The sequence below is a fragment of the Kordia sp. genome (assembly GCF_050633145.1).
In the GTDB taxonomy this organism is placed as follows: Bacteria; Bacteroidota; Bacteroidia; order Flavobacteriales; family Flavobacteriaceae; genus Kordia.
The window spans coordinates 22,816-48,040 of the sequence record NZ_JBOEFY010000009.1; the positions used below are offsets into that span (position 1 = coordinate 22,816).

At 31.7% G+C, this 25,225-nt stretch carries 29 protein-coding genes; 22 read left to right on the top strand and 7 right to left on the bottom strand.

The features are described from left to right. Positions 1–350 precede the first annotated feature (350 nt). From ACRBBL_RS05210 to ACRBBL_RS05260, 11 genes are read left to right on the top strand one after another with little or no spacing between them, the layout of a single operon-like run. Positions 351–518: a hypothetical protein gene (locus ACRBBL_RS05210; protein WP_431367962.1), complete on the top strand. Its 168-nt coding sequence runs from the start codon at positions 351–353 to the stop codon at positions 516–518. 19 nt (positions 519–537) lie between these two features. Then, the gene (locus ACRBBL_RS05215) at positions 538–714 is read left to right on the top strand and encodes a hypothetical protein (protein ID WP_431367963.1); all 177 of its coding nucleotides are present in this window, start codon (positions 538–540) and stop codon (positions 712–714) included. Between the two features lie 43 nt (positions 715–757). Beyond that, entirely contained in the window at positions 758–904 is a 147-nt protein-coding gene (locus tag ACRBBL_RS05220; RefSeq protein ID WP_431367964.1) for a hypothetical protein, read from the top strand. Between the two features lie 22 nt (positions 905–926). After that, positions 927–1,103 carry a hypothetical protein gene (locus ACRBBL_RS05225; protein WP_431367965.1) on the top strand — a complete coding sequence of 59 codons (177 nt, stop codon included), beginning with the start codon at positions 927–929 and terminating at the stop codon, positions 1,101–1,103. A 19-nt stretch (positions 1,104–1,122) separates the two neighbouring features. Further along, positions 1,123–1,296: a hypothetical protein gene (locus ACRBBL_RS05230; RefSeq protein ID WP_431367966.1), complete on the top strand. Its 174-nt coding sequence runs from the start codon at positions 1,123–1,125 to the stop codon at positions 1,294–1,296. 19 nt (positions 1,297–1,315) lie between these two features. Next, a complete protein-coding gene (locus ACRBBL_RS05235) occupies positions 1,316–1,492 on the top strand; it encodes a hypothetical protein (protein ID WP_431367967.1) in 177 nt (58 codons plus the stop codon). A 20-nt stretch (positions 1,493–1,512) separates the two neighbouring features. Then, a complete protein-coding gene (locus tag ACRBBL_RS05240) occupies positions 1,513–1,683 on the top strand; it encodes a hypothetical protein (protein ID WP_431367968.1) in 171 nt (56 codons plus the stop codon). 22 nt (positions 1,684–1,705) lie between these two features. Then, entirely contained in the window at positions 1,706–1,882 is a 177-nt protein-coding gene (locus ACRBBL_RS05245) for a hypothetical protein (protein WP_431367969.1), read from the top strand. Between the two features lie 20 nt (positions 1,883–1,902). After that, positions 1,903–2,076, top strand: a complete 174-nt coding sequence (locus ACRBBL_RS05250; protein ID WP_431367970.1) for a hypothetical protein — start codon at positions 1,903–1,905, stop codon at positions 2,074–2,076. 16 nt (positions 2,077–2,092) lie between these two features. Beyond that, positions 2,093–2,266, top strand: coding sequence for a hypothetical protein (locus tag ACRBBL_RS05255; RefSeq protein WP_431367971.1), 174 nt, complete (start codon positions 2,093–2,095; stop codon positions 2,264–2,266). Positions 2,267–2,298: 32 nt separating this feature from the next. Then, positions 2,299–4,029 carry an asparagine synthase-related protein gene (locus tag ACRBBL_RS05260; protein ID WP_431367972.1) on the top strand — a complete coding sequence of 577 codons (1,731 nt, stop codon included), beginning with the start codon at positions 2,299–2,301 and terminating at the stop codon, positions 4,027–4,029. Between the two features lie 310 nt (positions 4,030–4,339). On the opposite strand, the gene ACRBBL_RS05265 is transcribed toward ACRBBL_RS05260, so the two are convergent. Further along, entirely contained in the window at positions 4,340–4,831 is a 492-nt protein-coding gene (locus ACRBBL_RS05265; protein ID WP_431367973.1) for a hypothetical protein, read from the bottom strand. Positions 4,832–5,075: 244 nt separating this feature from the next. Between ACRBBL_RS05265 and ACRBBL_RS05270 the strand changes: the two genes are divergently transcribed. Beyond that, a complete protein-coding gene (locus ACRBBL_RS05270; RefSeq protein ID WP_431367974.1) occupies positions 5,076–5,795 on the top strand; it encodes an ABC transporter ATP-binding protein in 720 nt (239 codons plus the stop codon). Between the two features lie 578 nt (positions 5,796–6,373). On the opposite strand, the gene ACRBBL_RS05275 is transcribed toward ACRBBL_RS05270, so the two are convergent. Next, positions 6,374–6,583 carry a hypothetical protein gene (locus ACRBBL_RS05275; protein WP_431367975.1) on the bottom strand — a complete coding sequence of 70 codons (210 nt, stop codon included), beginning with the start codon at positions 6,581–6,583 and terminating at the stop codon, positions 6,374–6,376. 156 nt (positions 6,584–6,739) lie between these two features. Further along, a complete protein-coding gene (locus ACRBBL_RS05280) occupies positions 6,740–9,331 on the bottom strand; it encodes a ligand-binding sensor domain-containing protein (protein ID WP_431367976.1) in 2,592 nt (863 codons plus the stop codon). A 380-nt stretch (positions 9,332–9,711) separates the two neighbouring features. On the opposite strand from ACRBBL_RS05280, the gene ACRBBL_RS05285 reads away from it, so the two are divergent. Both ACRBBL_RS05285 and ACRBBL_RS05290 read left to right on the top strand, forming a co-directional pair. Beyond that, a complete protein-coding gene (locus tag ACRBBL_RS05285) occupies positions 9,712–10,212 on the top strand; it encodes a GNAT family N-acetyltransferase (protein WP_431367977.1) in 501 nt (166 codons plus the stop codon). 12 nt (positions 10,213–10,224) lie between these two features. Then, positions 10,225–10,662, top strand: coding sequence for a hypothetical protein (locus tag ACRBBL_RS05290; RefSeq protein WP_431367978.1), 438 nt, complete (start codon positions 10,225–10,227; stop codon positions 10,660–10,662). A 328-nt stretch (positions 10,663–10,990) separates the two neighbouring features. On the opposite strand, the gene ACRBBL_RS05295 is transcribed toward ACRBBL_RS05290, so the two are convergent. After that, on the bottom strand, positions 10,991–11,656 hold the full coding sequence (locus ACRBBL_RS05295; RefSeq protein ID WP_431367979.1) for a hypothetical protein: 666 nt from the start codon (positions 11,654–11,656) through the stop codon (positions 10,991–10,993). 457 nt (positions 11,657–12,113) lie between these two features. Here ACRBBL_RS05295 and ACRBBL_RS05300 point away from each other — a divergent pair, with 457 nt between their 5' ends. The 7 genes from ACRBBL_RS05300 to ACRBBL_RS05330 all read left to right on the top strand — a co-directional run bounded on the left by ACRBBL_RS05300 (position 12,114) and on the right by ACRBBL_RS05330 (position 18,886). Next, positions 12,114–13,625 carry a reverse transcriptase domain-containing protein gene (locus ACRBBL_RS05300; RefSeq protein WP_431367980.1) on the top strand — a complete coding sequence of 504 codons (1,512 nt, stop codon included), beginning with the start codon at positions 12,114–12,116 and terminating at the stop codon, positions 13,623–13,625. Between the two features lie 58 nt (positions 13,626–13,683). Then, entirely contained in the window at positions 13,684–15,114 is a 1,431-nt protein-coding gene (gene rmuC / locus ACRBBL_RS05305) for a DNA recombination protein RmuC (protein WP_431367981.1), read from the top strand. A 168-nt stretch (positions 15,115–15,282) separates the two neighbouring features. After that, the gene (locus ACRBBL_RS05310) at positions 15,283–16,101 is read left to right on the top strand and encodes an SDR family oxidoreductase (RefSeq protein ID WP_431367982.1); all 819 of its coding nucleotides are present in this window, start codon (positions 15,283–15,285) and stop codon (positions 16,099–16,101) included. Positions 16,102–16,221: 120 nt separating this feature from the next. After that, positions 16,222–17,073, top strand: coding sequence for a helix-turn-helix domain-containing protein (locus ACRBBL_RS05315; RefSeq protein WP_431367983.1), 852 nt, complete (start codon positions 16,222–16,224; stop codon positions 17,071–17,073). A 90-nt stretch (positions 17,074–17,163) separates the two neighbouring features. Then, the gene (locus ACRBBL_RS05320) at positions 17,164–17,556 is read left to right on the top strand and encodes a hypothetical protein (RefSeq protein ID WP_431367984.1); all 393 of its coding nucleotides are present in this window, start codon (positions 17,164–17,166) and stop codon (positions 17,554–17,556) included. After that, the gene (locus ACRBBL_RS05325; RefSeq protein WP_431367985.1) at positions 17,553–18,038 is read left to right on the top strand and encodes a DUF1772 domain-containing protein; all 486 of its coding nucleotides are present in this window, start codon (positions 17,553–17,555) and stop codon (positions 18,036–18,038) included. Before ACRBBL_RS05320 ends, ACRBBL_RS05325 begins: the two co-directional genes overlap by 4 nt. Positions 18,039–18,049: 11 nt before the next feature. After that, positions 18,050–18,886 (top strand): NmrA family NAD(P)-binding protein, encoded by an 837-nt coding sequence (locus ACRBBL_RS05330; protein WP_431367986.1) that lies wholly within the window; start codon positions 18,050–18,052, stop codon positions 18,884–18,886. A gap of 169 nt (positions 18,887–19,055) precedes the next feature. Here ACRBBL_RS05330 and ACRBBL_RS05335 read toward each other — a convergent pair whose 3' ends face one another. Then, positions 19,056–19,631 carry a hypothetical protein gene (locus tag ACRBBL_RS05335; RefSeq protein WP_431367987.1) on the bottom strand — a complete coding sequence of 192 codons (576 nt, stop codon included), beginning with the start codon at positions 19,629–19,631 and terminating at the stop codon, positions 19,056–19,058. 440 nt (positions 19,632–20,071) lie between these two features. On the opposite strand from ACRBBL_RS05335, the gene ACRBBL_RS05340 reads away from it, so the two are divergent. Continuing rightward, entirely contained in the window at positions 20,072–21,628 is a 1,557-nt protein-coding gene (locus ACRBBL_RS05340; protein ID WP_431367988.1) for a T9SS type A sorting domain-containing protein, read from the top strand. A 68-nt stretch (positions 21,629–21,696) separates the two neighbouring features. Here ACRBBL_RS05340 and ACRBBL_RS05345 read toward each other — a convergent pair whose 3' ends face one another. After that, complete coding sequence (locus tag ACRBBL_RS05345) at positions 21,697–22,707, bottom strand: hypothetical protein (RefSeq protein WP_431367989.1); 1,011 nt, start codon at positions 22,705–22,707, stop codon at positions 21,697–21,699. A gap of 4 nt (positions 22,708–22,711) precedes the next feature. Next, on the bottom strand, positions 22,712–24,868 hold the full coding sequence (locus ACRBBL_RS05350; protein WP_431367990.1) for a VIT and vWA domain-containing protein: 2,157 nt from the start codon (positions 24,866–24,868) through the stop codon (positions 22,712–22,714). Between the last annotated feature and the right edge of the window lie 357 nt (positions 24,869–25,225).

A 25,225-nucleotide genomic window follows, 5' to 3' on the forward strand; every position in this document is an offset into this window, starting at 1 on the left:
TAGTTAGACGCGCTTTTCGCTTAGACCGCTTCGCTTTTAGACTTGTTAGATGGTACTCCGTACTTTTTGTAATTATGAGTTTAAGAATTGAAAAAAATAGAGTTTTTTACCCTAATAAATACTGATGTTCGTAAGCATTCATAACCAAACTCAACTACTATATTGGCAATCATTTTTAATAAGCTTTGTATCGATTTCATTTTTTCGAAGCGCAAACCAAACAACACTACTAATAGAGGATTCTAACGAACAAAGTTTTCTAGTAATTCACGGAATTGTAGTATACATTCTTTTTTTTCTTCCTTTTCTTGTTTTTATTTTGATGTATTACTAACATATAAAACAACAATATGAAAACTACATCATTTACGTTGCTTTCTGAAGAATTGGATAGCAATACATTAATGAATCTCGTTGGTGGTACAAATGCAACTCCAATAAGAATTTATCCGCACGATTTACTAACTCCAACGAGTAGCACTGAACCTTATGATAATGATCAGGTAGAAGAATCTTAAAAATAAATAAACTGAACGAATGAAAAAACAAAAAACAGCATCATTTACGTTGCTTTATGAAGAATTAGACAGCAACACATTAATGAATCTCGTTGGTGGTGCAAATGCAACTCCAATAAATACGAATCCACACGATTTAATAACGCCGACAAGCAGATCTCAACCTTATGATGATGATGAACCAGATGAATCTTAAATAATAAATACAAAGTATGAAAAAACAAAAAACAGCATCATTTATGTTGCTTTCTGAAGAATTAGATAGCAACACATTAATGAATCTCTTTGGCGGAACAAACGCTGGTCCAATTAATAATAATCCACACGATTTAATTACTCCGACAAGTACATCTAAACCTTATACCGATGATGACGTAGAAGACTGATTAAAACAAATAAACTCAAAGTATGAAAAAGCAAAAAACAACAACATTTACATTGCTTTCCGAAGAATTAGATAGCAACACATTAATGAATCTCATTGGTGGAACAAACGCAACTCCAATAAGGACTTTTCCACACGATTTAATAACGCCAGCAAGAAACTCTGAACCTTATGATAACGATGATCCAGAAGAGTCTTAAAAATAAATAAACTCAAAGTATGAAAAAGCAAAAAACAACAACATTTACATTGCTTTCTGAAGAATTAGACAGCAACACATTAATGAATCTCGTTGGTGGAACAAACGCAACTCCAATAAGTCCTCCATGGGATTTAATAACTCCGGCAAGCAGATCTGAACCTTATGATGATGATGAGCCAGAAGAGTCATAAAAAATAAATAACTCAAAGTATGAAAAAGCAAAAAACAACAGCATTTATGTTGCTTTCCGAAGAATTAGATAGCAACACATTAATGAATCTCATTGGTGGAACAAACGCAACTCCAATAAGGACTTTTCCACACGATTTAATAACTCCAGCAAGTACATCTGAACCTTATGATCTTGATGAGCCAGAAGAATCTTAAATAATAAATAAACTCAAAGTATGAAAAAGCAAAAAACAACAACATTTACATTGCTTTCTGAAGAATTAGACAGCAACACATTAATGAATCTCGTTGGTGGAACAAACGCAACTCCAATAAGTCCTCCGCACGATTTAATAACGCCGACAAGAAGCGCTAAACCTTATGAAGATAATGATGTAGAAGACTAATTAAAATAAATAAACTCAAAGTATGAAAAAACAAAAAATAACAGCATTTGCCTTACTTTCTGAAGAATTAGACAGCAACACATTAATGAATCTCGTTGGTGGAGCAAATGAAACTCCAATAAGGACTAATCCACACGACTTAATAACTCCGGCAAATGCATCTGTACCTTATGATGATGATGAACCAGAAGAATCTTAAATAATAAATACACTCAAAGTATGAAAAAACAAAAGACAACAGCATTTACTTTGCTTTCTGAAGAATTAGACAGCAACACATTAATGAATCTCGTTGGTGGAGCAGATATTAATCCAATAAGGACTTTTCCGCACGATTTAATTACTCCAGCAAATGCAACTGAACCTTATACTGATGATGATCCAGATAAATAATAAATACACTCAAAGTATGAAAAAACAAAAAACAACAGCATTCTCGTTTCTTTCTGAGGAGTTAGATAGTAAGACATTAATGAATCTCATTGGTGGAGCAGATACTAATCCAATACCAACTTATCCGCACGATTTAATTACTCCAGCAAGTACATCTGAACCTTATAGTGATGATGACATAGATGAATGATAAAAAATACTAAAAGAAAAATTCCCTAATTAATGAATACAAATATTCCTTTCTTTTTAAATATATCTCCAAAAAAAATAGAACAATACCAAAACACTATTAAAATTTGGATTACAGGAAAAATACGTTTCAATTCTAATTTTACGACGCAAGAAAATGTTGAAAACATTTATAAAACTAAAGGACTATCATATCTTTTGGAGCGTAGCGAAGGGGATTTTGCATTATGTATTATAGATGGATATACTAAAAAAATGCATCTTATTACAGATGCATTTTCTACACAACCTATTTACTTCTTTTGGGATGAAACCAACATGGATTTTAGTTGCGCTAATACAATCAGAGCCATTACGCAACAGCATCGCAACGCGCTTCACCTTGATTGGGATCAATTACTTTATAAACGAAAATCAAGCGCATCTTCAAATACTTTTCCAACAATAGTTGATGGCATCTCTCGAATTCAAGGAAGTCGAATAGGAACGTTAGATTTTTCTAAAAAAACGTGGACAATCACATCTTATCAACGTGAAAACTGCATTGATGATGAAGTTGGTGCTACTTATACTGCTTCAGATTTTATTACTTCGTACCGTGAAATTATTGAACAAGCTGTTTTTAAAAGAATAGAAGGACACTCAGAAGTTACGGTTACACTCAGTGGAGGATTCGATTCAAGTATTGTATATGCATTGGCTGCAAAAAAAACAAACGTACGGGCAGCTTCTATTTGCACCACCACTAGTCTGCAAAATGAAGAAATAGACAGAGCGCGTGAATTAACACTACGTGAAGGATCGGATCATTTAATTTTTCCTGTCGGATTTACTGATAAACCCAGCATTGAAGAATGGATAAAATTAGTACTCTCCAAAGAAACCATTAATTGCGGATTTGAAGATTTAGTAAAGTCACAACTCATGCAGCAAATGCATGCTACTTATGGCTCGTCTCAATATGTATTGAGCGGTATGGGAAGTGATCAATTTAATGGAGGAACTACAACATTAGACTATTCCGATGAAGATGAAAATGGTTCATGGGAAGCGTTTATGAACAATATGTTGCGAAAAAAGTGGAAAGATTATAGAGCATCCACATTCAATGACTTCTTCCAATTTTCGTATCATTTTTCAACGATGAATTTTCGTGAAAAACTTTGGCCATTCGGAGATGATGAATGGACAAATTACTTGAATAAAAACCAAAAATCACTACAACGAAGAGGTGTGTTTTTAGAAACAAAATTGAGTCAAGCTAATGGATTTCTTATAGGATTTCCATTTCTCGATACTACTTCGATTGAACTTATAAAAAAAATACCTGATACGCTTAAAGGAGAATTATTATATGATAAGCAAATTTTAAGAGCTGCTTTTAAAGATCTATTACCAGCTTCTTTTCAAGGAAAACCAAAGTTTTATAGAACTTCAAACGTTGAAGAAAAAGTATTTAATTATTTAAAAAACGTTATCTATCACGATAAGTATGCTTTACTAAAAATAGCGTTTGATTCGTCTCCAGGTCTGCAAGAAAGGTTTACGCTAGACAAAATAATTGCGTTTTTAGATCAAACAAAATCAAGTTCGTATTTCCCTTCTTACACATATATTCTTGAACTGATAAACATCGGACTTTTGGAAGGCTATTTTTTTGAGGGCAAAAGTTTTGAATTTAAAAAACCCAACCAAAAAACAATTGTATACGATGCTCATGACAAAAAGTTTGATAGAGAAGCTTTAGAATCACATATTTTTTAGTTGGACTCGCTTTGCTTTTAGATTTGCTTCACTCTTAGATCGTTTCACTTTTAGGTCGCTATTGCTCTTAGACGCGGCTTCGCCTGTTAGTATTTTGGTTTGAATACTTAAACTACTAAACTTATAAACTCATAAACAAGTAAGCTTTATAAATAGTTAGACGCGCTTTGCTTTTGGATCGCTTTGCTCTTAGACCGTTTCACTTTTAGATCGCTTTGCTTTTAGATTTGCCTCGCTCTTAGACCGTTTTACTTTTAGATCGCTATCGCTCTTAGATTATTAGATTTTTTCTGTATTGAAACGTCCTAACCTAAAAGTCTAAAAAATCCAATAACATAATATGGCAGGTAAAAAACTTATGATACTGTATGCTTGTTGAATTAATTTTAATAATTGAAAATTCTCCTGACATTTTACGTTTACAATCATCAAAACTTTTTATGATGAGTCGCAATAGTTTTATTTTAGCTTGATAGTTTTCTTCAGATAGTATTGACTTTTTACCATATTTTGCCAATACATGTAAATTTTCTTTAAGCCATTTTTCCTTTTTTTCTTTATAAAGCAGCAGTTTTACATCAATTTTAGAAAGTGTTTCTACAATATTTTCTATGTAAACAAACTCATAAACTTTATCCAATTTCTTTATTAAAATTTTTGCATTGGTCGTTGCTCCAAAACAACCGCCAATTGAAATATCAATCGTTACTTGTTCATTTTCTTCTAAGGAAGCTAACTTGCTAAGATCATTTGTCTGTGCGTTCAATAGAAAAGGAAATAAGAGTAAAAAAAGGTATTTCATTCAGAAGTAAGTATATTTAAAAATAGATAGAAAAAAATAATTCCAATCTTATTTAACAAACTTTATAATTTGACAGATTAAATTTTCTTTACAATGGTTCAATACTAATTTCTAAATACTCAGTACTAATAATAATTCGTACTTTTACTATCTCAAATAAAAACATATTTCAACAACAAATACATATCCAGTTTTACAAGCTACTTCCTTACGTATTGGCTATCAAGATAAAGCGAATACAAAAGTGATTGCAGAAGCGATTGATTTTAAGATTTCGAAAGGAAAATTAGTCGCGTTGGTCGGTGCAAACGGAATTGGAAAATCTACGTTGTTGCGAACGTTGGCTAAGATTCAAGAACCGCTTTCAGGAGAGATTAATCTACAGAACAAATCGCTTCACTCCTATTCAAATGCAGCATTGGCAAAAGAAATTAGTTTGGTATTAACTGAACAAATTCCTTCTAAAAATTTAACCGTTATAGAATTGATTGCACTCGGTCGTCAACCGTATACCAATTGGATTGGAAATCTTTCTAAGAACGATCACGCAATTGTGGAAAGTGCTTTGGAGAAAACAAATTTGCTCGAATTGAAACATCGTAAATGTTATACGTTGAGTGATGGACAATTGCAAAAAGTAATGATTGCACGTGCGTTGGCGCAAGATACTTCGATGATTATTTTAGATGAACCTACAACGCATTTAGACATGTATCATAAAGCATATGTGTTGAATCTTCTGAAAAAATTAGCACACGATACACAAAAAACGATGTTGTTTTCTACACATGAAATCGATTTGGCAATTCAGTTATGTGATGAAATGATTGTGATGAATAATGGCAATGTGTTTTCGGGAACGCCATGCGAGTTGATTGAACAAGGTGTGTTTGAAGCTTTATTCCCAAATGATTTAATTGTATTTGATGCGGCTTCGGGAAGTTTTAAAGTGAAAAATAAGTAGTTATCATGAAAAAACGCCTTATCAAGCGATAAGACGTTTTTATAAACTAACCAACCAAAAATGTAATACGACTCTCTTTACTCAAGTAACCAGCTCTTTGTACTGTCATCATCGTAATACACATTGTATAAGACAATATCTGTGCCAAAACGTTACACTATTTCTTAAAAAGAATTTGTTTTCTGTTAAATAGTATCAAAATTGTGTTAATTCAATGGTTTCATTTTAATGCTGTGTGTGTTTTACAGACTTTACAAATCAGGAGTTTTAATTTTGAGTTTCACTAAAACGAAAAAAACACTCCACAAGCGTGAAGTGTTTTTTTAACTAAACTAACCAACCAAATGTAATATGACTCTCTTTACGCAAGTAACCAGCTCTATGTACTGTCATCATCATAATACATATACTATAAACCAACTTCTATGCCAAAATATTGTACGGTCCTTTAAATTCTAACAAAATTTTAGCATTTGAAAGCTTTTTTGGTTGATTATAAAAGTGTTTCGCCTAAAACAGCAATACTACAAGGCAATTTAGGCGAAACACGTAATGGCTAACGTATAATTACACTACTACTAACAAAGTTCAGTATAATAGCATAATACCAACGTATACACACAGTCAATAGGTTGATTAGATATCGCAACTGTACATCCTTGTTCCATAGTCTCTTCATTACATCTAAATACAGTTTTAGGCGGTCTTCCTCCTTTGACTTCAATAGTGTTGAAGTTAGAAATTGATTTCTTGTTTAGCTTTAGTGATTTCATGTGTTGTTTTTTCATAATCTATTTGAATTTTAGTTAATAATTCAAATGTATAGACATGAAAAATATAAGTCTCTAATTTTAAAAGCTTTGTGATCGTTTACCGTTAAAATAGTGATGAGTAAAAAATGAAGTGTGACGAAATAGGATAAATTTGGGATGATTTTTTTCTGACTAAAAAATCAAATTATTCAATTCAGTTACGTACGAATTACTAACAGGGATTTTTTCACCGTTTACCGTAACTTCTTTGTTGTTTTTTTCAGCCACTTTATCAATTCGAACAATGTATGAACGGTGAATTCGTAAATATTCAAGTGGATCTGGCATGAGATTAATGAACTCGCCAATTTTAGTACGTATAGTGTAGTTTTTTTGTTCGGTGATGACTTCTACATAGTTACCTGCAGATTTTACATATAGTATTGTATCTGTTTTTATTCTTATTTCTTTTCCTGCTTCTTTGAATGTGAAGTATAAATCTTTTTGCCTTATTTTTTTGACTAGCAAGCGTAACAACTCACGGATAATGTCTCTATTATAAGAAAGAATTCTATATTTAAAGAATAAATAAATGAGTACAATTATTGATAGAATGACAGATATCACAAACCAAGTTCGCTTCCAAAAAGGAGCGTGTATTTGAATAGGAATTTCTATGAACGTAGCGCTTTCTTCTTTTGCTACTGTTGATGCTTTTACTTTGAATGTATAATTTCCATAAGGCAATGCCGGATACGATATGCGTCTATTTTTGGTTTGATACCATTTTGTATCTAAACCTTCCATTTTATATGTATAGGTTAGCTCATTGGCAGCTTTAAAATGAATGCCTTCTACCAAAAACTCGATTCTATTTTCTTCATGAGAAAGATTTTTTAGTTTTTCTTGTGCAACTGACGAGTCGTTTACATGAAACGATTTTACTTTCAAATAATACGAATTGGTCGTTGTTTTTGCATCAAACAATCGCTTGGGCGCATATATTAAACCTTTCTTAGAAGCAATCCACACCGTATCCTTAATGATTTCCACATCGCTAATTCCATCATTTAATAAACCGTTTGAACTTTTAAGTCCCGTAATTTGAAATGTATTGTTTTCTGTGAATTTTATTTTATTCAAACCAAAATTAGTACAAACCCAAAGTTCATCTTTATTTTTAATATGGATTTCATTAATAATATCACTACACAATCCATCTTGTTGTGTAATATTTCGTATTTCCTCTGTTTTTTTATCGTAAATAATAATTCCAGCACCTAAAGTTGCAAAATACACTTCTTCTCTACCAAAATTTATATCGATATCATCTACTCTATTTTGAAATAATGGATCTTTTTTCATTAAAGAAGATACTTTCCCTTCTTTAAATAAATAGGCACCGTCTGGCGCTCCAAAGTATATTTCGTCATCCCATTGTACTACATCGTGTATTCTATAAGACATTTTATACTCTTTATAGCCCGTTTGATTGACATGTATAATTCGTCTTTTTTGAGCAATAAAAATTCCTTCTGTTGTCGGTTCAGATAATTTAACTGTGTACCCCGTAAAAATTGAATCCGTAAAAATTTCTTTCTGTTCATTTTCATCTTCCTTAAAAAAATAAGGCAACGAATGTGCATACAACTGTTTGTGTATGGTATCAAATTCTACAAGTGACTTTACATTTTCATTTGAAATTTGCACTGAAGAAACCTGATGTTTTTCATCTAGTTTTAGTACATCGCCAGATCTGTAACCAACATACAATTCCCCTTTTGAATTTTTCACCAATGATTTTACAGGAGAAGAAATGCCTGTATGCATAAATTTTATCGTTGGTTCTTTTATGTAGAAAACTCCCGAATGTAAGGTAGTGAACCAATATCCTCCATCATGATCGATTAAAAAATCTGTAATGGATTCATTTTCTAAAAAGTGTTCTTTGATAGTGCCATCAACATTAAAAATAATACCACCTCCAAAGCTATATCCTGCGAAAAATGTAGTCTCATCAATGGCTTTTAATGAAATGATAAGCTTTGTGTCTGTAATGGTTTTTAAGAGTTTTCCTTTGGCACTTGCTATATGTAGGTTTGTACCATCTTTGTATACTATGTATTTAGTACCTGGAAGTGAAATTGCATCTGTATAAAAGAGTGATTTTGCTTTAAAATACAATGCATTCTTTTTGACTTTAGAACTGTCTGATACATATGATAAAAAAAAGGTGTCATCATTTTTTTTATCTAGTTGTAAACAATACTTATCATCAACTGATGCTTCTCTATCCTCAGGTTTTTCTAACAATTCACCTTCTTTTGAAATCTTAAACTGTCCATACATAGCTTCGCAAGAAATATGCATATTTCCTTGATCATCAACATACAAATCATTAATATGTTGGTCAGATTTAAGTTCTCTTAGAAGTCTATTATATGGATACGCTTTAAAGCCTTTGTAGTTTTCATTGAAAGAGTATAATTGATTATTAAACGTTGCACAATAAATAGTTCCGTCTTTTTGTGGGTAAAAGTCTAATATGACCACATCTAATAAACCATCATTAACACCATAGGTTTTAATTTCGTATCCGTTATTGCTCGCAACTCCTCTATCAGTAGCAATCCAAATAATTCCATTTTTATCTTGATGCAATTGATGTGCTTCCAAACTTGGCAGTCCATCAGTAATTCCGAATTCTTTGTATATGTAATTTTGAGCGCATAAAAATTGACTGCAACAGTATAAAAATAGGTAGGCTATACGTTTGTAATTCATATGATAGGTACAGTTGTAAATTTTTAAGGAGAATTGTAGCTAATATATTAAAAATCTCTATGTATTAGATTGCTTTTCAACGAGATTTTAATTAAAAAAAAACTCTATAGCGGGATTAGTTCAACTAATATTTTTTAATGCGCCTTTTTCAGGACGAGACATCACTAAAAGAAAAAAACACCTCACAAGCGTGAAGTGTTTTTTTAACTAAACTAACCAACCAAAATGTAAGTACGACTCTTTTACTTCAAGTAACCAGCTCTGTGTAACGTCTTCATCGTATTACAATTTATATATTACAAGTACTGTGCCAAAACCATTTTATTGTAGTTTTTTATTTGTGTTTTAATTCAATAATTTTACAACTAAAGGGTTACATTTTGAAAATAATATTAGAAACGGATCGTGTACGTTTGCGTGAATTTTCATTGAAAGATGCTGATTTTGTGCTACAGTTGGTAAATACACCATCATGGATTCAATTTATTGGCGATCGCAATATTCACACGCTTGAAGCAGCTCAAGAATATATTGAAATTAGTTTGCAAAAAAGCTATGCTGAAAATGGTTTCGGATTGTGGTTAATGGAACTCAAAGAAAGCTCTACTTCTATTGGAATGTGCGGTTTGGTTAATAGAGATTCTTTGGACGATGTTGATATCGGATTTGCATTATTACCTGATTATAGCAGAAAAGGCTATACATTTGAAGCAGCTAAAGCAACATTAACGCATGCAGCAAAAGAATTGCAAATTGCCAAAGTAGTTGCCATTACCGATACTAACAATGTTGCTTCAATCGGATTACTAAACAAAATTGGACTGCAGTTTGAAAAAGAAATGAAACTTTCTGAAAATGATACTGTACTATTATTTTCCTAACAACTTTCACACATGAAAAAAGAACTTATTTACATATTTTTTATCCTTTTGCTATTTTATGGTATTCACGGTTTTCCTATGGATATGGAGACTTTTACAGGAATTTCTACCATAGATGTTAATTTTTATGATACTTATTTTGTTTTACCAAGTGCTTATTATTGGTTTATTACACTATCATTTACATTTTCAATTGCGTATTTAATTAGAGTATTGTTGACAAGGTTTAAAAATTGGTATGCAAAACTTATTTACCTCATTACAAATGGTTTGTTTATCATTTCTCTTGTGTATGTTATTCAATTTTTGAACCTGATTTTAAAAGATTTTCCAGAAAAAGGACTTGCCAGCCACAAAACGTTTTACACCTATTTTTATGTGACTACAGCCTTGTTGTTATTTGCTGTGGTTATGGAAATCCTTGTATTGTTTAAAATGCGGAAAAAATAGATGTTTTTACAATTAAAAAAAGGACTGTTGACTGGTATTGGAATCCATGGAGTATTTTTATTGCTTTCTCTTATTTGTTATATTTATATTCCTCAGAAAGGCCATATGCCTGGCATACATTTTTTAATCCTTATCGGACTGTTTTACATCTCTCTATTTTGGTCTTTTTTTAATATGATTCTAGTATTTTATGAAAAAACTCAAAAATTTGGACTCGGTATGCTTATTACAAATATTGTATACATTATTTCCTGTTTGATTTTTGTACTCTCCGCTAATTACATGTAAGAAAGTGTACAGGATGATTATGAAGTCTTTAAAAATAATTTTAAATTTCCAAGCCTTCTACAAAAAATTCTTTTGGAAAGTATTCTTCGCTAAATTTTTGATGGACATAATTAAACCACATTACTTTATAAAATATATCTGAAACTATTCTTTTTTTATCTCCATTAGGGTAGAATAGTTTTTCTTGAGGTTCTTTTTTTATTCCTGACAACACAAAATCTGGTGTTTGGAATGACGAATTTTTCAAGTATTCATTATTTTTAATATAAGATTTTCTATGTTCCAATTTTTTAGTTTTAAACTGTATAGTCTTCCCATATTTATAATCAAAATCGCTATAATAAGTTGAAACTTCTGGAATTAATTCAATATCTTTTTCAGGCTTTTTCTCTTTATCTAATTCCTTATAAAAATTCAATTCACTATACGAAATTAAAAAGGATTCATATAAAGTTTTTTCTTCAAACTTACTTGTATTAGCACAAAAGTAAATACATACATATTTGATAATGTCTGACACTTTTGCGTTTTCAATTTCTTCACTGAATATTTTTTTGTTTTTTTGATCTTCAAATTGTACTTCTTTTACCAACATTAAAGGAGGTACTAATAAACTTAGTTCTTTAATTTTTGAATGATCTCTTTTTAAAGGATGTGATTTTAAAGTAACTATATCTCCAATACCAAATTTATTTTTAAAACTCATGTAATATTTTTTTTAAATGTACGGAAAAAATTATATTTACAAACAAGTAAGGAAGTTCTTTAAATTATACTAAGTATAACATTTACAGAACTAGCGTATGAATTAATATTCATCACTTAGTCCGACCTGTAAACAGGGAAAATAAATATGGAGATTAAGATAAGTGTAATTATTTGAAATAATATATTATCCTCGCGAGGAGAACATCTTATTTCAAATGAGGTTATACAATTTAAGAGTATTCTAACTGGGTTTCCCGTTATGACTAACAGTAATTGTATATATACAAATTTAAGCAAATCTATTGGATAATCTGTAATCATGGTTTCTAATATGTTTAAAGTTATTGATGTAAAAATGCAGCGTGAATCGAGAACTCGATTTGTAGTTCAACTTAAAGGAGTGTTATGTTATATTTCATTCAAAATACGCGGGAACTTCTCTTACTTTTTTAATTATGCAGAAACAAAAAGATTGGTTTAAGAATAGAGGATATTTACACTTTTCTAATAAAACACCTTTGCGTGTTAAGAAAAATGTTCTAAGATATGTTTCGAATCCAAATAAAGTAGCAGGACATTCATTTTATCCTTTAATCTTTAAAGAAATAAAACAAAGACGATTTAAACAATCTACTTTTGGTGAAGTAACAAGACGTTCACACAAAAAAGAGAAAAATGGAAAGATTATTTCCAATACCAAAATCAGAGATATTTTATATGCTTCACATATTGATGCGCATGTATATTCTTATTATACACAAAAAATTATTACCCCAAAATATGAAGAATATTTAAAAAGAAATCCTCTCTTATCTGACTCAATAACTGCATATAGACAAATAAGAACTGAAGATGATCTAAAGTATAAGAATAATGTTCATTTCGCAAAAGATGTATTTGATGAAATCAAAAAACGAGAAAATTGTGTTGCGCTTGTTTTAGATATTGAAAACTTCTTCCCAAGTTTGGATCACAAAATTTTAAAATTAGCTTGGGCGAAATTATTAGGCTACAAAACACTTCCTAAAGATCATTACAATCTTTTTAAAGCATGCACTAGATTTTCATACGTAAAACTCAATGATCTAAGAACCAAGAATAATCATTTTGACGAAAAGAAAATTGCACACTTAAGAAATAAAGGGAAGCATACATTTTTTGAGAACATAAAAGAACTTGTAGATTCGGATATTATTATTCACAAGAATCAGAAGAAAAACGAAAATGGGAAGCTTATGGGAATTCCTCAAGGTTTACCAATAAGTGCATTATTAGCCAATATTTACATGCTTGCTTTTGACGAAGATGTAATCGATGAATTAACTTTAAAATATGATATTTTTTACCGAAGATATTCGGATGATATTGTGTTTCTGTGTAAAGAGAATCAAATTGATTTTGTAGAAGAATTTGTAAAAAAGGCAATCAAAAAAATTAAACTTTCCATATCATTTGAAAAAACAGAAAAAATACTTTTTAGGATTGATGCTGGTCGTTTGCAATCATTTAAAATTGAAAAAGATAATTCGCTAACTAAAAACTTTCCGTTAAACTATTTAGGGTTTGAATTTTATGGTTACCAAACTTTAATTAAGTCGAAAAACTTAGCACAATTTTATCGTGAAATGAAAGATACGGTTAGACGAAAATCAAAACGAGTTGAAGTCATTAAAGAAAAACATTTACTTGATAAAGCCCCTTTATTTAAAAGAAAAATATACCGTTTGTATAGTTTTAAAGGTGTTAAAACTAGAAAATTAAAAATTAAAAGAGTTACTTTAAGAAATGGAAAACAATACATTGATGAAGACGGTTTTAGAAAATTTAGAGGGAATTATTTACGTTATGCCTATAGAGCTTCCGAAGATCTAGAAGCCCCAGAAATTAAAAGACAACTACGAAATCATTGGAAGATTTTACAAAAAACGCTTAGAAAGTATGATTTTTCAAATGTAAAAGATTCATAATTTAACATTCTGAATTTATAATTAAACCAAAATAGTATCTTTACGCAAAATCTAATTCATGTCAGAAATCGTTATTTATATTGTTCTTATTGTTGTCTTTTTAGCTGTTGGTATTTTCTTAGGAATGTACATCGGAAATCTAAAAACAAAAGCACAGCAAGAAGGTTTGCACGAACGCAATCGCCAGTTGCAATCACAATTTGACGATTTGAAAACACAGATGAATGCCGAAAACGCAAAGCAAAACGAGTCGTTTCAGCAGCAATTACAAGGTATTAAAGAAAGTTTGTCTAAAACGGAAAAAGAACGCGAAGAAATTAGACGTGAAAAAGATTTTTTAAATGTTGAATTGGCACGAAAGAATTCTGAGTTTGAAAATCTACAGAAGCAAAATATTGAACGCGATCAATCATTAAAGCAACAGCAAGAACAACTTCGCAAAGATTTTGAATTGCTTGCTACTAAAATTTTAGATGAAAAATCATCCAAGTTTACTGAACAGAATAAAGAGAATATTAAAAATATTTTGACGCCGCTTCAAGAAAAGATTCAACATTTTGAAAAGAAAGTGGAAGACAGTCAAAAGGAAAATATTAGTATTCATTCCGCTTTACGCGAGAAATTATCTGAACTGAGTAAAGCCAATATTCAAATCAGTCAAGAAGCCGTGAATTTAACGAAAGCCTTAAAAGGTGATAGTAAAATGCAAGGAAATTGGGGCGAATTGGTTTTAGAACGCGTACTAGAAAAAAGTGGCTTAGAGAAAGATCGTGAATATGTGGTGCAACAGAATTTTACTCGTGACGATGGTTCACGCGTGTTACCTGATGTTGTAATCAATCTGCCAAACAACAAAAAAATGGTGATTGATTCAAAGGTTTCGTTAACCGCGTATGAACGGTATGTAAATAGTGAATATGAAGAAAGAGACAACAATCTTAAAGAACATTTAACATCTATAAAACGACATGTAGATCAGCTTTCAGCAAAGAAATACGAAGATTTATACGAAATAGAAAGTCCCGATTTTGTCTTGATGTTTATTCCCATAGAACCTGCATTTGCCATTGCTGTAAATGAAGATTCAACTTTATACAGCAAAGCATTTGAGAAGAATATAGTGATTGTAACACCAACAACTTTATTGGCAACATTGCGTACTATTGATACCATGTGGAATAATGAAAAACAGCAACGAAATGCAATCGAAATTGCACGACAAGCGGGTTCATTGTATGATAAGTTTGAAGGTTTTATGAATGACCTCATCGGAATTGGTAAAAAGATTGACGCTACAAAATCTGACTATTCTGCCGCCATGAACAAACTGTTTGAAGGACGCGGAAATATTATTAAAAGCATCGAAAAGATTAAGAAAATGGGCGCAAAAGCCAAAAAATCACTTCCTGAATCTATTTTGAAACGTGCTGAAAGTGAATCGGAAACGGAGAATCTTGAAGGAAACGAAGAACCGAGAAGGTTGTTGTAGGTTGGGTTTTTGGTATTAGGTATTTGGTATTTGGTATTTGGTATTTGGTATTTGGTATTTGGGGAAAATATTTTTTCAATTTATAATTTAACATTTGGCGTTTTAATTTTATTATTCATTTGATGTATTTACAAACAAATCTAAATAACCTTCAAAATCATAGAGTCATTGAAAAATAAACAAATTAGCATTTTAGGTTGTGGATGGTTAGGATTGCCTTTGGCTAAAGACTTCATTGCGCAAAAATATACCGTAAAAGGCTCTACAACTTCTCCCGAGAAAGAATCTGTATTGCAAGAAGCCAGTATTCAACCGTATGTTTTTACTTTAGGAACTACAACTAACAACGAATTATACACAGATTTTCTAGCAAATAGTGATGTGATTGTGATTAATTTTCCTCCGAGAAGAATTCCAAATATCATTTCAATATATCAAGAGCAGATAACAGCAATTTTACCTTTTATCAACGATACGCAAAAAGTTATTTTTGTAAGCTCAACCTCTGTTTATCAAAATACAAACGACTGGGTTACAGAAACGTTAGACTGTCAACCCGAAAAAGAATCTGGGAAAGCAGTTGTAGCCGTTGAAAATCTTCTAAAAACACATTTAAAAGATCGTTTGACAATTCTACGCTTCGCAGGACTTTTTGGATATGATAGAGTTCCGGGACGATTTTTAGCAAAGAAAAAACAACTTCCTAACGGAAAAGCTCCTGTAAATATGATTCATCAAGATGATTGCATCGAATTGATTAACGCAATTATAGAAAAAGATATTTGGGGAGAAATTATCAATGGTTGTTCGGATAAACATCCGTTACGAGAAGAATTTTATACGTTAGCAGCTAAGAAAATCGGATTAGCACCTCCTGAATTTGTAGCTTCAAAAACTATTTCATTCAAAATAATTTCAAATACTAAGAGTAAAGAATTACTTCAATATTCGTATAAACATCCTGATCTGATGGTGTTTGTTATATAGGTCATATTTTTTAGGTTACGTATTGAATGATTTTGACGTTGCATAAGAAAATTGTAGTTTTAAAAATGACTAAATTCTTGTTATGCGCAGGTGAACAATAAGTTAACTAAGATCTAAAAAATGAATCGTGAAATAATAGACATAAATGATTATACAATTTTATTAGAAGAAGCTTCTTCCAATGACAATGTAATTGATTCATGTTTTTTTGACGAACCTATAATCGCTATCGCCTTTTATGGTGCAGGAAATGTTGGACTTAACGTTAAGTTTGATGGAAAAACTAAAGAATTTCAGCATACTAAAGGAATGGTACTATCATTTTATGCTGATAATAAAGTGGAATTTGAACATCATGTTTCGAAACAAAAATCACTACAATGTTTAGTCATAGCAACAACTGTTAGAAACATAGATAAATTACCGAATGGTGAAGGTCAATTTTTGGAAAAGTTTTTACATCAATTAGTACATCCAAAAGCCCCGTATGTTGAAGGTCCAGTATTTAAAATGAGTCCAGAAATGTTTCTACTAGTTGAACAATTCTTCAGCAATACTTATGAAGGAGAAATTAAAATGTTGTTTTATAAAAGTCACATGACTGCTTTACTTTCACACTATTTTGGACAACTCGCAAGGCAAGAAAACACAAAACTTAATACTGCTCAAATTGAAAAAATTAATCTAGCTCAAGAAATTTTAGTATCCAATTTAGAAAATCCGCCTTCTTTAACAGAATTAGCTCATAAAATTGGAACCAATACCAATACACTTAAAATAGAATTCAAAGCGCAGTTTGGTGTTCCTGTTTTTAAGTATTTACAAAATGAACGCTTAAAGAAAGCCTACAATTTAATTAAGAATAAGCAAAAAACGATTCAAGAAGCAGCTTGGGCGGTAGGTTATGACAGTTTAGGTTCTTTCTCCAACGCATTTGAAAAAAAGTTTGGTTATAGACCAAGTCAAGTGTAAAATTCTTTTCGAATAAATCATAATTCTTTTTGAATAAGTCGCTGGACTACAGCTGCTATAGATTTGTAGCATAATTCAAAAACAAAAATTATGATTCAAAAAAACCTATTTAGCATTATATGCGCCATATTAGTTTGGATATTAGCTGTGAGCTTTTACCTGTTTTCTTTTTATGTTTCCATTATAGAAGATACTGATTTGCAATCGAATATCACACTAGCATTAGGTATTGTACCTAGCGCATGTTTAGGAACCTATCTATTTTATAAAAATAGCTACATAAAACCAGCTGTACTCGCGCTTACATTCGTAATTGTAGTTACACTATTAGATGTATTTATAACAGTTCCTGTATTTGTAATTCCTAATGGCGGAAACTATTCGGAGTTTTTCGGAGATCCTATGTTTTACACTATTGCGGTTGAGTTGTATTTCATTGTATTGTATTTCGGGAGTCACTTAAACAAAAAAATAAAGGCATGAAAACGTATGTCCTTTTTAGTACGGTGTTATTGAATGCGCTTTCTACAGGTTTTTTCTTTGCTTGGTCAGTTTCTGTCATATTAGGCACAAAAAAAGTAGGCGATGTAACGTATTTGGAAACCATGCAAAACATCAATAGAGAAATCTTAAATCCAGCATTCTTTATCGTATTCTTCGGAAGCTTACTTACATTGTTAATAACTACCTATCTACAATTCAACCATAAAACTGTGTTTTGGATAGTATTAGCTTCAACCATCATTTATCTCATAGGTACTTTTGGAGTTACTGCCTTTGGAAACGTTCCCTTAAACAATGAACTAGACGCATTGAACATTCACAGTTTTGATTTATCAGAGTTAAAAAACTTTAGAACCTATTTTGAAGGTACTTGGAATCAATATCACACCATTAGAACTATTGCAAGCATCATTTCATTTACGCTATTATTAATAGCAACATTTATTCAAAAATCATTTTAAAATAATTCATCATGAAAACGAACATTTTAGTCATCGGAGCAACTGGAAAAACCGGTCGCCGTGTAGTAGAACAATTAAAAAATAAAGGAATTGAACCTAGAATTGGTTCCAGAACAACATCGCCAACTTTTGATTGGGATAATAAAGAAACTTGGGTACATGCCTTACAAGGTATCGAGAAAATGTATGTTACCTATTATCCTGATTTGGCCGTTCCCGGAGCCAAAGAAGCCATAGAAAGCTTAACTTATTTAGCCAAAGAATTAGGCGTTAAAAAAATGGTGTTACTTTCTGGAAAAGGTGAAACCGAAGCAGAAGCTTGTGAAAAAATTGTAATGAACTCTGGTATAGCGTATACTATTGTACGAGCTTCTTGGTTTAACCAAAATTGGAGTGAGAGTTTCTTTTTGGAACCTATTTTATCTGGAGAAGTAGCCTTACCAATGTCTGATGTTTTAATTCCATTTGTAGATGCTAATGACATTGCTGAAGTTGCGGCTACAGTCTTACTTGATGATTCGTATAACGGTGAAATCATTGAAGTAACAGGTCCAGAATTGATCACGTTTAAAGATATTGTCAAAATTATTTCAAAAGCGAGCAACAAAAGTTTAAACTTTCACGACATCACTTTACAACAATATGTAGAAGGTATGAAACAAATGCAACTACCAAATGACGTTGTTTGGCTGATTGAGTATTTATTCAGTCATGTTTTAACGAATCCAAAAAATCAGTTGGTCGTTAATGATGTCGAGCGTGTTTTAGGTAGAAAAGCAAAAACCTTCTTAGCATACGCGCAAGAAACTGCAAAAACTGGAATTTGGAATCAAGTTGAAGTCAAATAACAATTGCCAATACCATAAAATCAATCAAAAAACGACTAGTTAAATGAATTCAGCTAACCGCATAAAATTCTAATAAACCTTATAAATCTGAGTTCAAAAAAAACACCTTATCTTTTTTATAGATAAGGTGTTTTTGTCACGTTTCCGTTCGCTTGGCAACCAATTCATATTATGCATTTTTTACGGTGATCGCTATTGCTTTTCCTGGCGCTAAATCTTTGGTTACTTCTACTTTTTCTAATTGCTTCATTAACTTCTGATCTTTTTTCCATTCACCGTTTACAAATAACGCTACTTCATAAATATCTCCTTCTGTAGTCAATTTTACACGTAAACCTTCATAGCTTGAGTCGTATGCTTTTACAACACTTTCATAGTTAGCTTTGAACCATAATTCTGCTTCTTTTGCTCTTTTTGCTAAAGCTTCTGGAGTTGATTCTCTTTTCTTTCTTGCTTCTACTGCTTTTGCCAATGCTTCTTTTAAATCCAATTCTGCTTTTGCAATGCTATCTGCTACTTTTTGAGCTTCGGCAGCTTCCATCAATTTAATATCGTTTACTACTTTTGAATATGCGATGCAATCTTCTAGTGCTTTTTCTTCAAATTGAGTAGTGGTTTCTTCAGCTACATTTTCTACTTTATTTAAATCTTGTACTTTTTCAGTTTTAACTTCTTTCGTAGAAGTGTTACAAGCTATTAATGTCATTGCTGCTAATCCTAATGTTGTGAATGTTGTACGTTTCATAATTGTTTATTTTAATTGTTATACTTGATTTATAGTTCAAATATGCGATGAAACCGACGAACAATTTGGGTAGCTTTAGTATTCGTTACCACTTATCTAGAATTCGTTTTTAAAAAGACCTTTTTTATATCTAAATACATGATTCTCCATAATTCATAGTGTTTTTTATAAGCTTTACATTATTCAATAATAGCGTCTTAAAACTAAGAAGTAGCACTTGCTGTAAAAAAGTAAAAAAAATAAGGTTACACTCAAGCCTTCTATGACATATTATACGTACACCACATAAAAATGATTGTTTCTATATAATGTACACCTCTTTTTGTATAACTAAATATTTTAATAATTCTACGTATTGAATTGTGCTTTTGAACAGAACCATGAACAATTTGGAATTAAAAATGAATCAAATTTTAAAACTTTAAAAAAATCTCTATTTAATGAAAAAAAATACTTTTCTAGCATGTATAATGCTTACTTCTTTATGCTTTGCGCAAGACGGTAATTTGGACACTAACTTTGGAACAAATGGTTATGTGGAATTTAATACTACTGATATAGGAGTATATAATGATTGCCTTCAACCTGATAACAAAATAATCTATAAAGAAAATAATACTATTCATCGTCTAAATTCAAATGGTAGTTTAGATACCTCATTTGGAAATTCTGGGAATATAAATATGATAGAACCTGGGAATTACAGATACGGAATTTTATACTCAAATACAGACAATAAAATAGCTACATTCTCAAAAAACTTATACACTACATATTACATGTCTAAATATAATTTAGACGGAACTCATGATGCAACTTTTGGTAATGGTCAAGGATATATTAATCTTGATGTTGATGATATTGAAAGTTCTTTAATTGTAACGACATCGCCCAATGGAAGTATTTTTATAGGCGGAAATGATGATCGTTCTGGAACTGGTGTTGATGATTTATTTTTAAGAAAATATGATTTTGATGGCACTCCAGATACTTCTTTTCACTACACAGCAAGTAATATTGGAATCAATTTAGGAAGTAGTTCTGTTGGACATTCTTCAGATGATAGAGCTGTTGATGTAGATATTTTATCGGATACTAAAATAGTTTTAACTGGTAGAGGTACGTATTATCATGTAAATTCTGTATCTCATTATAGATCGTCAATAGTTATTATCGAAAACGGAGTTACAAATCCAATAAAAAGAAGTGCGCCATATTCCAACCCTTCACATGTAGTGAAAACGAATACTACAATAGACACTAATAATGATATTTACATGCTTACTGGAATTAACAATACGTTTACAGTAAATCCTATAAATATAATTCATAAGTGGAGCTCAACAGGTACATCAATTGATTTTGGAACAGAAGATAGACTTACCCTATCTTTAGAAGTTAATCCTAATGAATTTGCAAACTTTCAAAGAATCTTAGTGCAACCTGATGGAAAAATTATTTTAGCAGGAACTACTTTTAATGAAAACCTAACAAGCTTTAAAAAGCCGAATCTTATAGTTGCCAGATTTTTACCAGACGGAACTATAGATACAACTTTTGGCAATAACGGATATATATTACATGATATCAGTTATTCTGGAGCTTCAACAGACAATACAAATCATGCGCTGACAAATTTATTTGCCTCAGACGATTATAGTTCAATTTATATAAGCGGACGAAACTCAGAAAATTCTATCATTCTAAAATATAGCAATCCTTCTTTATTATCAATCGAAGATTTTCAAACTACAACAACTCCAATTCAACTATATCCTAATCCTGCAGAAGATATTATCAATCTTAAAGTAATGGAGAATATCAATTTGAATCAGAAACAATATTCAATCATCAATATAAAAGGGGAAGTTGTTAAAAAAGGTGTTTTCAATGAAGAAAGAGACGTTTCTAGTATTACTATTTCCCAATTAAGCAATGGTGTTTATTTTATGAAAATTAAAGGTTTTAACGAGACTTTGAAATTTATAAAAAAATAAGTTTAGTAGTATATTCTTTGAGAAATTTGGAGTCTAAATAGTTAGACTCCATTTTTTTTATTTTATAATCACACTTTCGTGTAACTGATTCCGTTAACAATCACAGGTGAATATTCCGTTTTAGCATCTTCTTTCATAATCGGTTGCATCACACATAAAATCGTTGTTTTCCCTTTGATGAATAAGGTATTGCCGCGTACTTTTGTCAACCATCTGAATTTTTCTATTGGAATGTTGAATGCTGTGATGGTATTGAGTAACGCTTCATCTTCCGAAATCCAATCGATGATTTCTTGTGTGTTTTTAAAATTTGGAATGTCTTCTTTGGCTTCAAATTCAAATTCCCACTCTACAGGAATGTTGAAACGATAGGTATACAACTCACCTGGCAATTGTTCAGCTCGTGTTTTTAAAACCGTTTCCCAATCGGCTTTTACGTTCGGATATTTCTTTTTGAATTCCATTGCCAACGCTCTTGGTCCTGGCGAATGTGCGGTTGGATAATATCCGTAATACGTTTTTGCTAAATAGTGTTCTGCATATTTTCCGCCAAAAACATTGAAAAACTCAGAAGCATACAACGGAATGTCTGGATCTGCGGTAAACGCTTTTTTTAGATGTTGCAATAGTGCCTTATTTGCGCCCAATCCGCAAGAATGAAATATAATCTTAGTGTCTTTTCGCAAGAAATTATTCGCTAATGGCACTACTTCTTTCATTTGCAATGCATCTTCTAAAGTAGCAGCTGTAATGCGATCGCTTTCACTATTGGTTTTCATTGATAAACCGCGCCAAGGATTGCTATGACTTACAATGTGAATATCTCCATATACATTTGCGTCATAATGCAAACGCAACCAATCTAGAATCTCAGCTAAACTTTCTGTCTTTTCTACAACCTGATAATATTGATTGCCAAAGTAGTTTTTAGCATTTGTATAATAGGTATTATCGCCTTCGTCAAAACCTGCAATAAAAACCAACGGTTGCCCTTTTTTAACTTCATTTAGCGCTGTTTCAGTTCCCGCGAAAGCGGAAACCGAACAACACCATAACAATAAGAAACATATCTTCTTCATTTGATTAGTTTTTGATTGTAATTGTTACTTTTTGACCCAAACTGAATACTTCATTTACATCTAACAAGTTGATTCGTTCTAGCAATACTTCATTTAAAATCCAGCTGCCATTTATAAGAATTTCAACTTTTAAGATCGTTCCGTTTTTGTCAACTTCTACACGAATTCCATCATATTTTTTCAAATACTTTTCAATGATTTTTGTATAGTTTTCACGGAACCAAGTCGTAGCTTTTTCATTCAAGTTTTTAGTATCAACTTTAACCGTTTTTGTACGTTTTTTTCTTTTGATGAATGTTTTCCCTTTTACAGACGCTTCTGCTCCTACTGCACTATTGCTTACATTCTTTGGCATTGGCAATGGTTGCTTTACTTCTTTACGTTTCCCATTTTTGTTTACAACTTCATTGTCAACTGCCACAAACGATGTGTATTGTGTAACTAGATTGTACTTTAATCCGAGTGCAATAACTTCCTGTCGTGTATTGTCTCCAAAGCGTCTTTTATAATCATCCAAACGTTCTATTTTTTTACGTGCCCATAAGTATTTAAGTGCTTCATTGTCTTTGCTTAACATTCCGTCTGCCACGCGAAATTCTTTTTGAAAAACTCCGTTTCCTGTTTGTCCAGTAACGGTTAATGTACCTTTGGCATCTCCTCTGTATTTTCCAAAAACTAAGATTGGACGCGAAGCAAATACATCGGGAATACTGCTTGGGGTTACGTCATACGCTTCAAAACCTTCTGCTTTGATACGAATTTGCGTTAATAAAGGCGTTTTTATATAGTTTCTAAACTTTTCGGCAACCGCATTGGCTTCACTCATTTGCGCTGCAATGAATGATTCACTATTGCTCACTTTCGCCATTCCTTCAAGTAAATATCTGTTGACACCTGAACCAATTCCGAAAGTAAATACATTGGCTTGTCCTAAGTTGTTTTCTATCATTTCAAATGCTTGGCGTTCCACACTTACATATCCATCTGTAATTACTACCATTGATCGTGCGCTGGTTTTGTCCATTCTTGGCAATGCATACGCAGTGTTAAGTGCATTTAGCAAACGTGTTCCGCCACCACTGTTGATGTTCGTTAAAAAGTTGAGTCCTTTTTGAATGTTTTCTGGTGTACATGCCAACGGCTCTGGTGATAATACCGTTGATCCGCCTGAGAAAAATAAGATGTTGTAATGATCGGTTTCTGGAAGATTTACCAATAAGTTGCGCAATAATTTTTTAGAAACTTGCATTGGAGTACCGTGCATAGAACCTGAAACATCTACTACAAAAAGATATTCTTTGGCAGCTGGTTTCATTTTTGCAGAAGCTTTTGGTGGCTCCATCATATAGGCAAAGAATTTTTCTCCTTCTTCTTCGTATAATAATAATCCTGATTGAATTTCATTTCCGCGCATTCCGTATTTTAGGATAAAGTCACGATTTGATGCATTTGTATTTTCGTTTGTCAATGCAACTTCTGCAATTCTAGTATTTGGATAGTGTACTTTGATTTTGTGTGTGTTTGAAGAAACATCTGCAATTGGAATTCCCGAATTGATTTGTACGTTTAAGTCAAAATCGAACGTGTCTCCTACTCCTTTTTCTGTATATGGTTGATTGAACACTGTTTCGCCAGACGTATTTTCGCCTGTAAATCGCGGTCCAACAACACCTGGAAATACAAATTCATAGGTTCCTGCTAACGGAACTAGCATTTCTGTATAGTAAATATCAATCGTTACAATATCGTTTTGCACAATATTACCAACATTCATTTGAAATACATTTGGACGATGCTGATCGAGTTTTGCAGCTCTTTTCCCTTCTTTTAAGGCTTTATCGTATACGCGTTGTGCTTCTTGCTTTTCAAAGATTTTTGCGTTGATGGTACGATCGCCAATAGTCATTTGCATTTTGTGTACCGCAGCTTGTGTAGATAGCGGAAATACATATTTGGCTTCTATCGGAATGCTTCCTGTGTTTTGATAGGTTTGCGAAATACGCACATGTGCAATATTTCCTGAGATTTTCACGTCGGCTTTTGTCGATTTTAATGGAATGACTGCATTTGGCGTGAGCACTTCTAGGTATGGACTTTCTGTTTTTTGTGCGAATCCGAAGCTGGAAATGAACGCGATGAAGAAGATACAAATATGTTTCATAGGATTGTGATTTTGATAGTTTTGTTTGTTTGATGATTCAAATATCATATCAAAACCGCCTAAAATTTGAGTCGCTTTAGTATTCGTTGTGGATTATCTAGAATTCGTTTTGAAACGAGTTCCATCTCACGGAAGTGAAAAAAATATAGCAAGAAGTATTCGCTAATGATTTTATTTTAACGTCAGTTCTATATAACTGATTCAATTAATATTTATAATTAAGTTTTAGAAGCCATCAGCTATAAACCACATTTTTAATGTTTTATTTTCATTTTCTTTGCTTTCCCAAAGAAAAGTATCGAACTAATTTTTTTACGTCGAACTCACGTTATTTTATTGAGGTTTCTGTTATTTTTA

Excerpts from the sequence above, each read along its gene's own strand:
- ACRBBL_RS05275 (WP_431367975.1), bottom strand. The coding sequence starts at position 6,583 with ATGAAAAAACAACACATGAAATCACTAAAGCTAAACAAGAAATCAATT.
- ACRBBL_RS05295 (WP_431367979.1), bottom strand. The coding sequence starts at position 11,656 with ATGAGTTTTAAAAATAAATTTGGTATTGGAGATATAGTTACTTTAAAA.
- ACRBBL_RS05325 (WP_431367985.1), top strand. The coding sequence starts at position 17,553 with ATGAAAACGTATGTCCTTTTTAGTACGGTGTTATTGAATGCGCTTTCT.
- ACRBBL_RS05340 (WP_431367988.1), top strand. The coding sequence starts at position 20,072 with ATGAAAAAAAATACTTTTCTAGCATGTATAATGCTTACTTCTTTATGC.
- ACRBBL_RS05335 (WP_431367987.1), bottom strand. The coding sequence starts at position 19,631 with ATGAAACGTACAACATTCACAACATTAGGATTAGCAGCAATGACATTA.
- ACRBBL_RS05225 (WP_431367965.1), top strand. The coding sequence starts at position 927 with ATGAAAAAGCAAAAAACAACAACATTTACATTGCTTTCCGAAGAATTA.
- ACRBBL_RS05210 (WP_431367962.1), top strand. The coding sequence starts at position 351 with ATGAAAACTACATCATTTACGTTGCTTTCTGAAGAATTGGATAGCAAT.
- ACRBBL_RS05235 (WP_431367967.1), top strand. The coding sequence starts at position 1,316 with ATGAAAAAGCAAAAAACAACAGCATTTATGTTGCTTTCCGAAGAATTA.
- ACRBBL_RS05245 (WP_431367969.1), top strand. The coding sequence starts at position 1,706 with ATGAAAAAACAAAAAATAACAGCATTTGCCTTACTTTCTGAAGAATTA.
- ACRBBL_RS05250 (WP_431367970.1), top strand. The coding sequence starts at position 1,903 with ATGAAAAAACAAAAGACAACAGCATTTACTTTGCTTTCTGAAGAATTA.
- ACRBBL_RS05315 (WP_431367983.1), top strand. The coding sequence starts at position 16,222 with ATGAATCGTGAAATAATAGACATAAATGATTATACAATTTTATTAGAA.
- ACRBBL_RS05350 (WP_431367990.1), bottom strand. The coding sequence starts at position 24,868 with ATGAAACATATTTGTATCTTCTTCATCGCGTTCATTTCCAGCTTCGGA.
- ACRBBL_RS05230 (WP_431367966.1), top strand. The coding sequence starts at position 1,123 with ATGAAAAAGCAAAAAACAACAACATTTACATTGCTTTCTGAAGAATTA.
- ACRBBL_RS05345 (WP_431367989.1), bottom strand. The coding sequence starts at position 22,707 with ATGAAGAAGATATGTTTCTTATTGTTATGGTGTTGTTCGGTTTCCGCT.
- ACRBBL_RS05320 (WP_431367984.1), top strand. The coding sequence starts at position 17,164 with ATGATTCAAAAAAACCTATTTAGCATTATATGCGCCATATTAGTTTGG.
- rmuC (WP_431367981.1), top strand. The coding sequence starts at position 13,684 with ATGTCAGAAATCGTTATTTATATTGTTCTTATTGTTGTCTTTTTAGCT.
- ACRBBL_RS05240 (WP_431367968.1), top strand. The coding sequence starts at position 1,513 with ATGAAAAAGCAAAAAACAACAACATTTACATTGCTTTCTGAAGAATTA.
- ACRBBL_RS05330 (WP_431367986.1), top strand. The coding sequence starts at position 18,050 with ATGAAAACGAACATTTTAGTCATCGGAGCAACTGGAAAAACCGGTCGC.
- ACRBBL_RS05255 (WP_431367971.1), top strand. The coding sequence starts at position 2,093 with ATGAAAAAACAAAAAACAACAGCATTCTCGTTTCTTTCTGAGGAGTTA.
- ACRBBL_RS05260 (WP_431367972.1), top strand. The coding sequence starts at position 2,299 with ATGAATACAAATATTCCTTTCTTTTTAAATATATCTCCAAAAAAAATA.
- ACRBBL_RS05265 (WP_431367973.1), bottom strand. The coding sequence starts at position 4,831 with ATGAAATACCTTTTTTTACTCTTATTTCCTTTTCTATTGAACGCACAG.
- ACRBBL_RS05280 (WP_431367976.1), bottom strand. The coding sequence starts at position 9,331 with ATGAATTACAAACGTATAGCCTACCTATTTTTATACTGTTGCAGTCAA.
- ACRBBL_RS05215 (WP_431367963.1), top strand. The coding sequence starts at position 538 with ATGAAAAAACAAAAAACAGCATCATTTACGTTGCTTTATGAAGAATTA.
- ACRBBL_RS05290 (WP_431367978.1), top strand. The coding sequence starts at position 10,225 with ATGAAAAAAGAACTTATTTACATATTTTTTATCCTTTTGCTATTTTAT.
- ACRBBL_RS05300 (WP_431367980.1), top strand. The coding sequence starts at position 12,114 with ATGCAGAAACAAAAAGATTGGTTTAAGAATAGAGGATATTTACACTTT.
- ACRBBL_RS05220 (WP_431367964.1), top strand. The coding sequence starts at position 758 with ATGTTGCTTTCTGAAGAATTAGATAGCAACACATTAATGAATCTCTTT.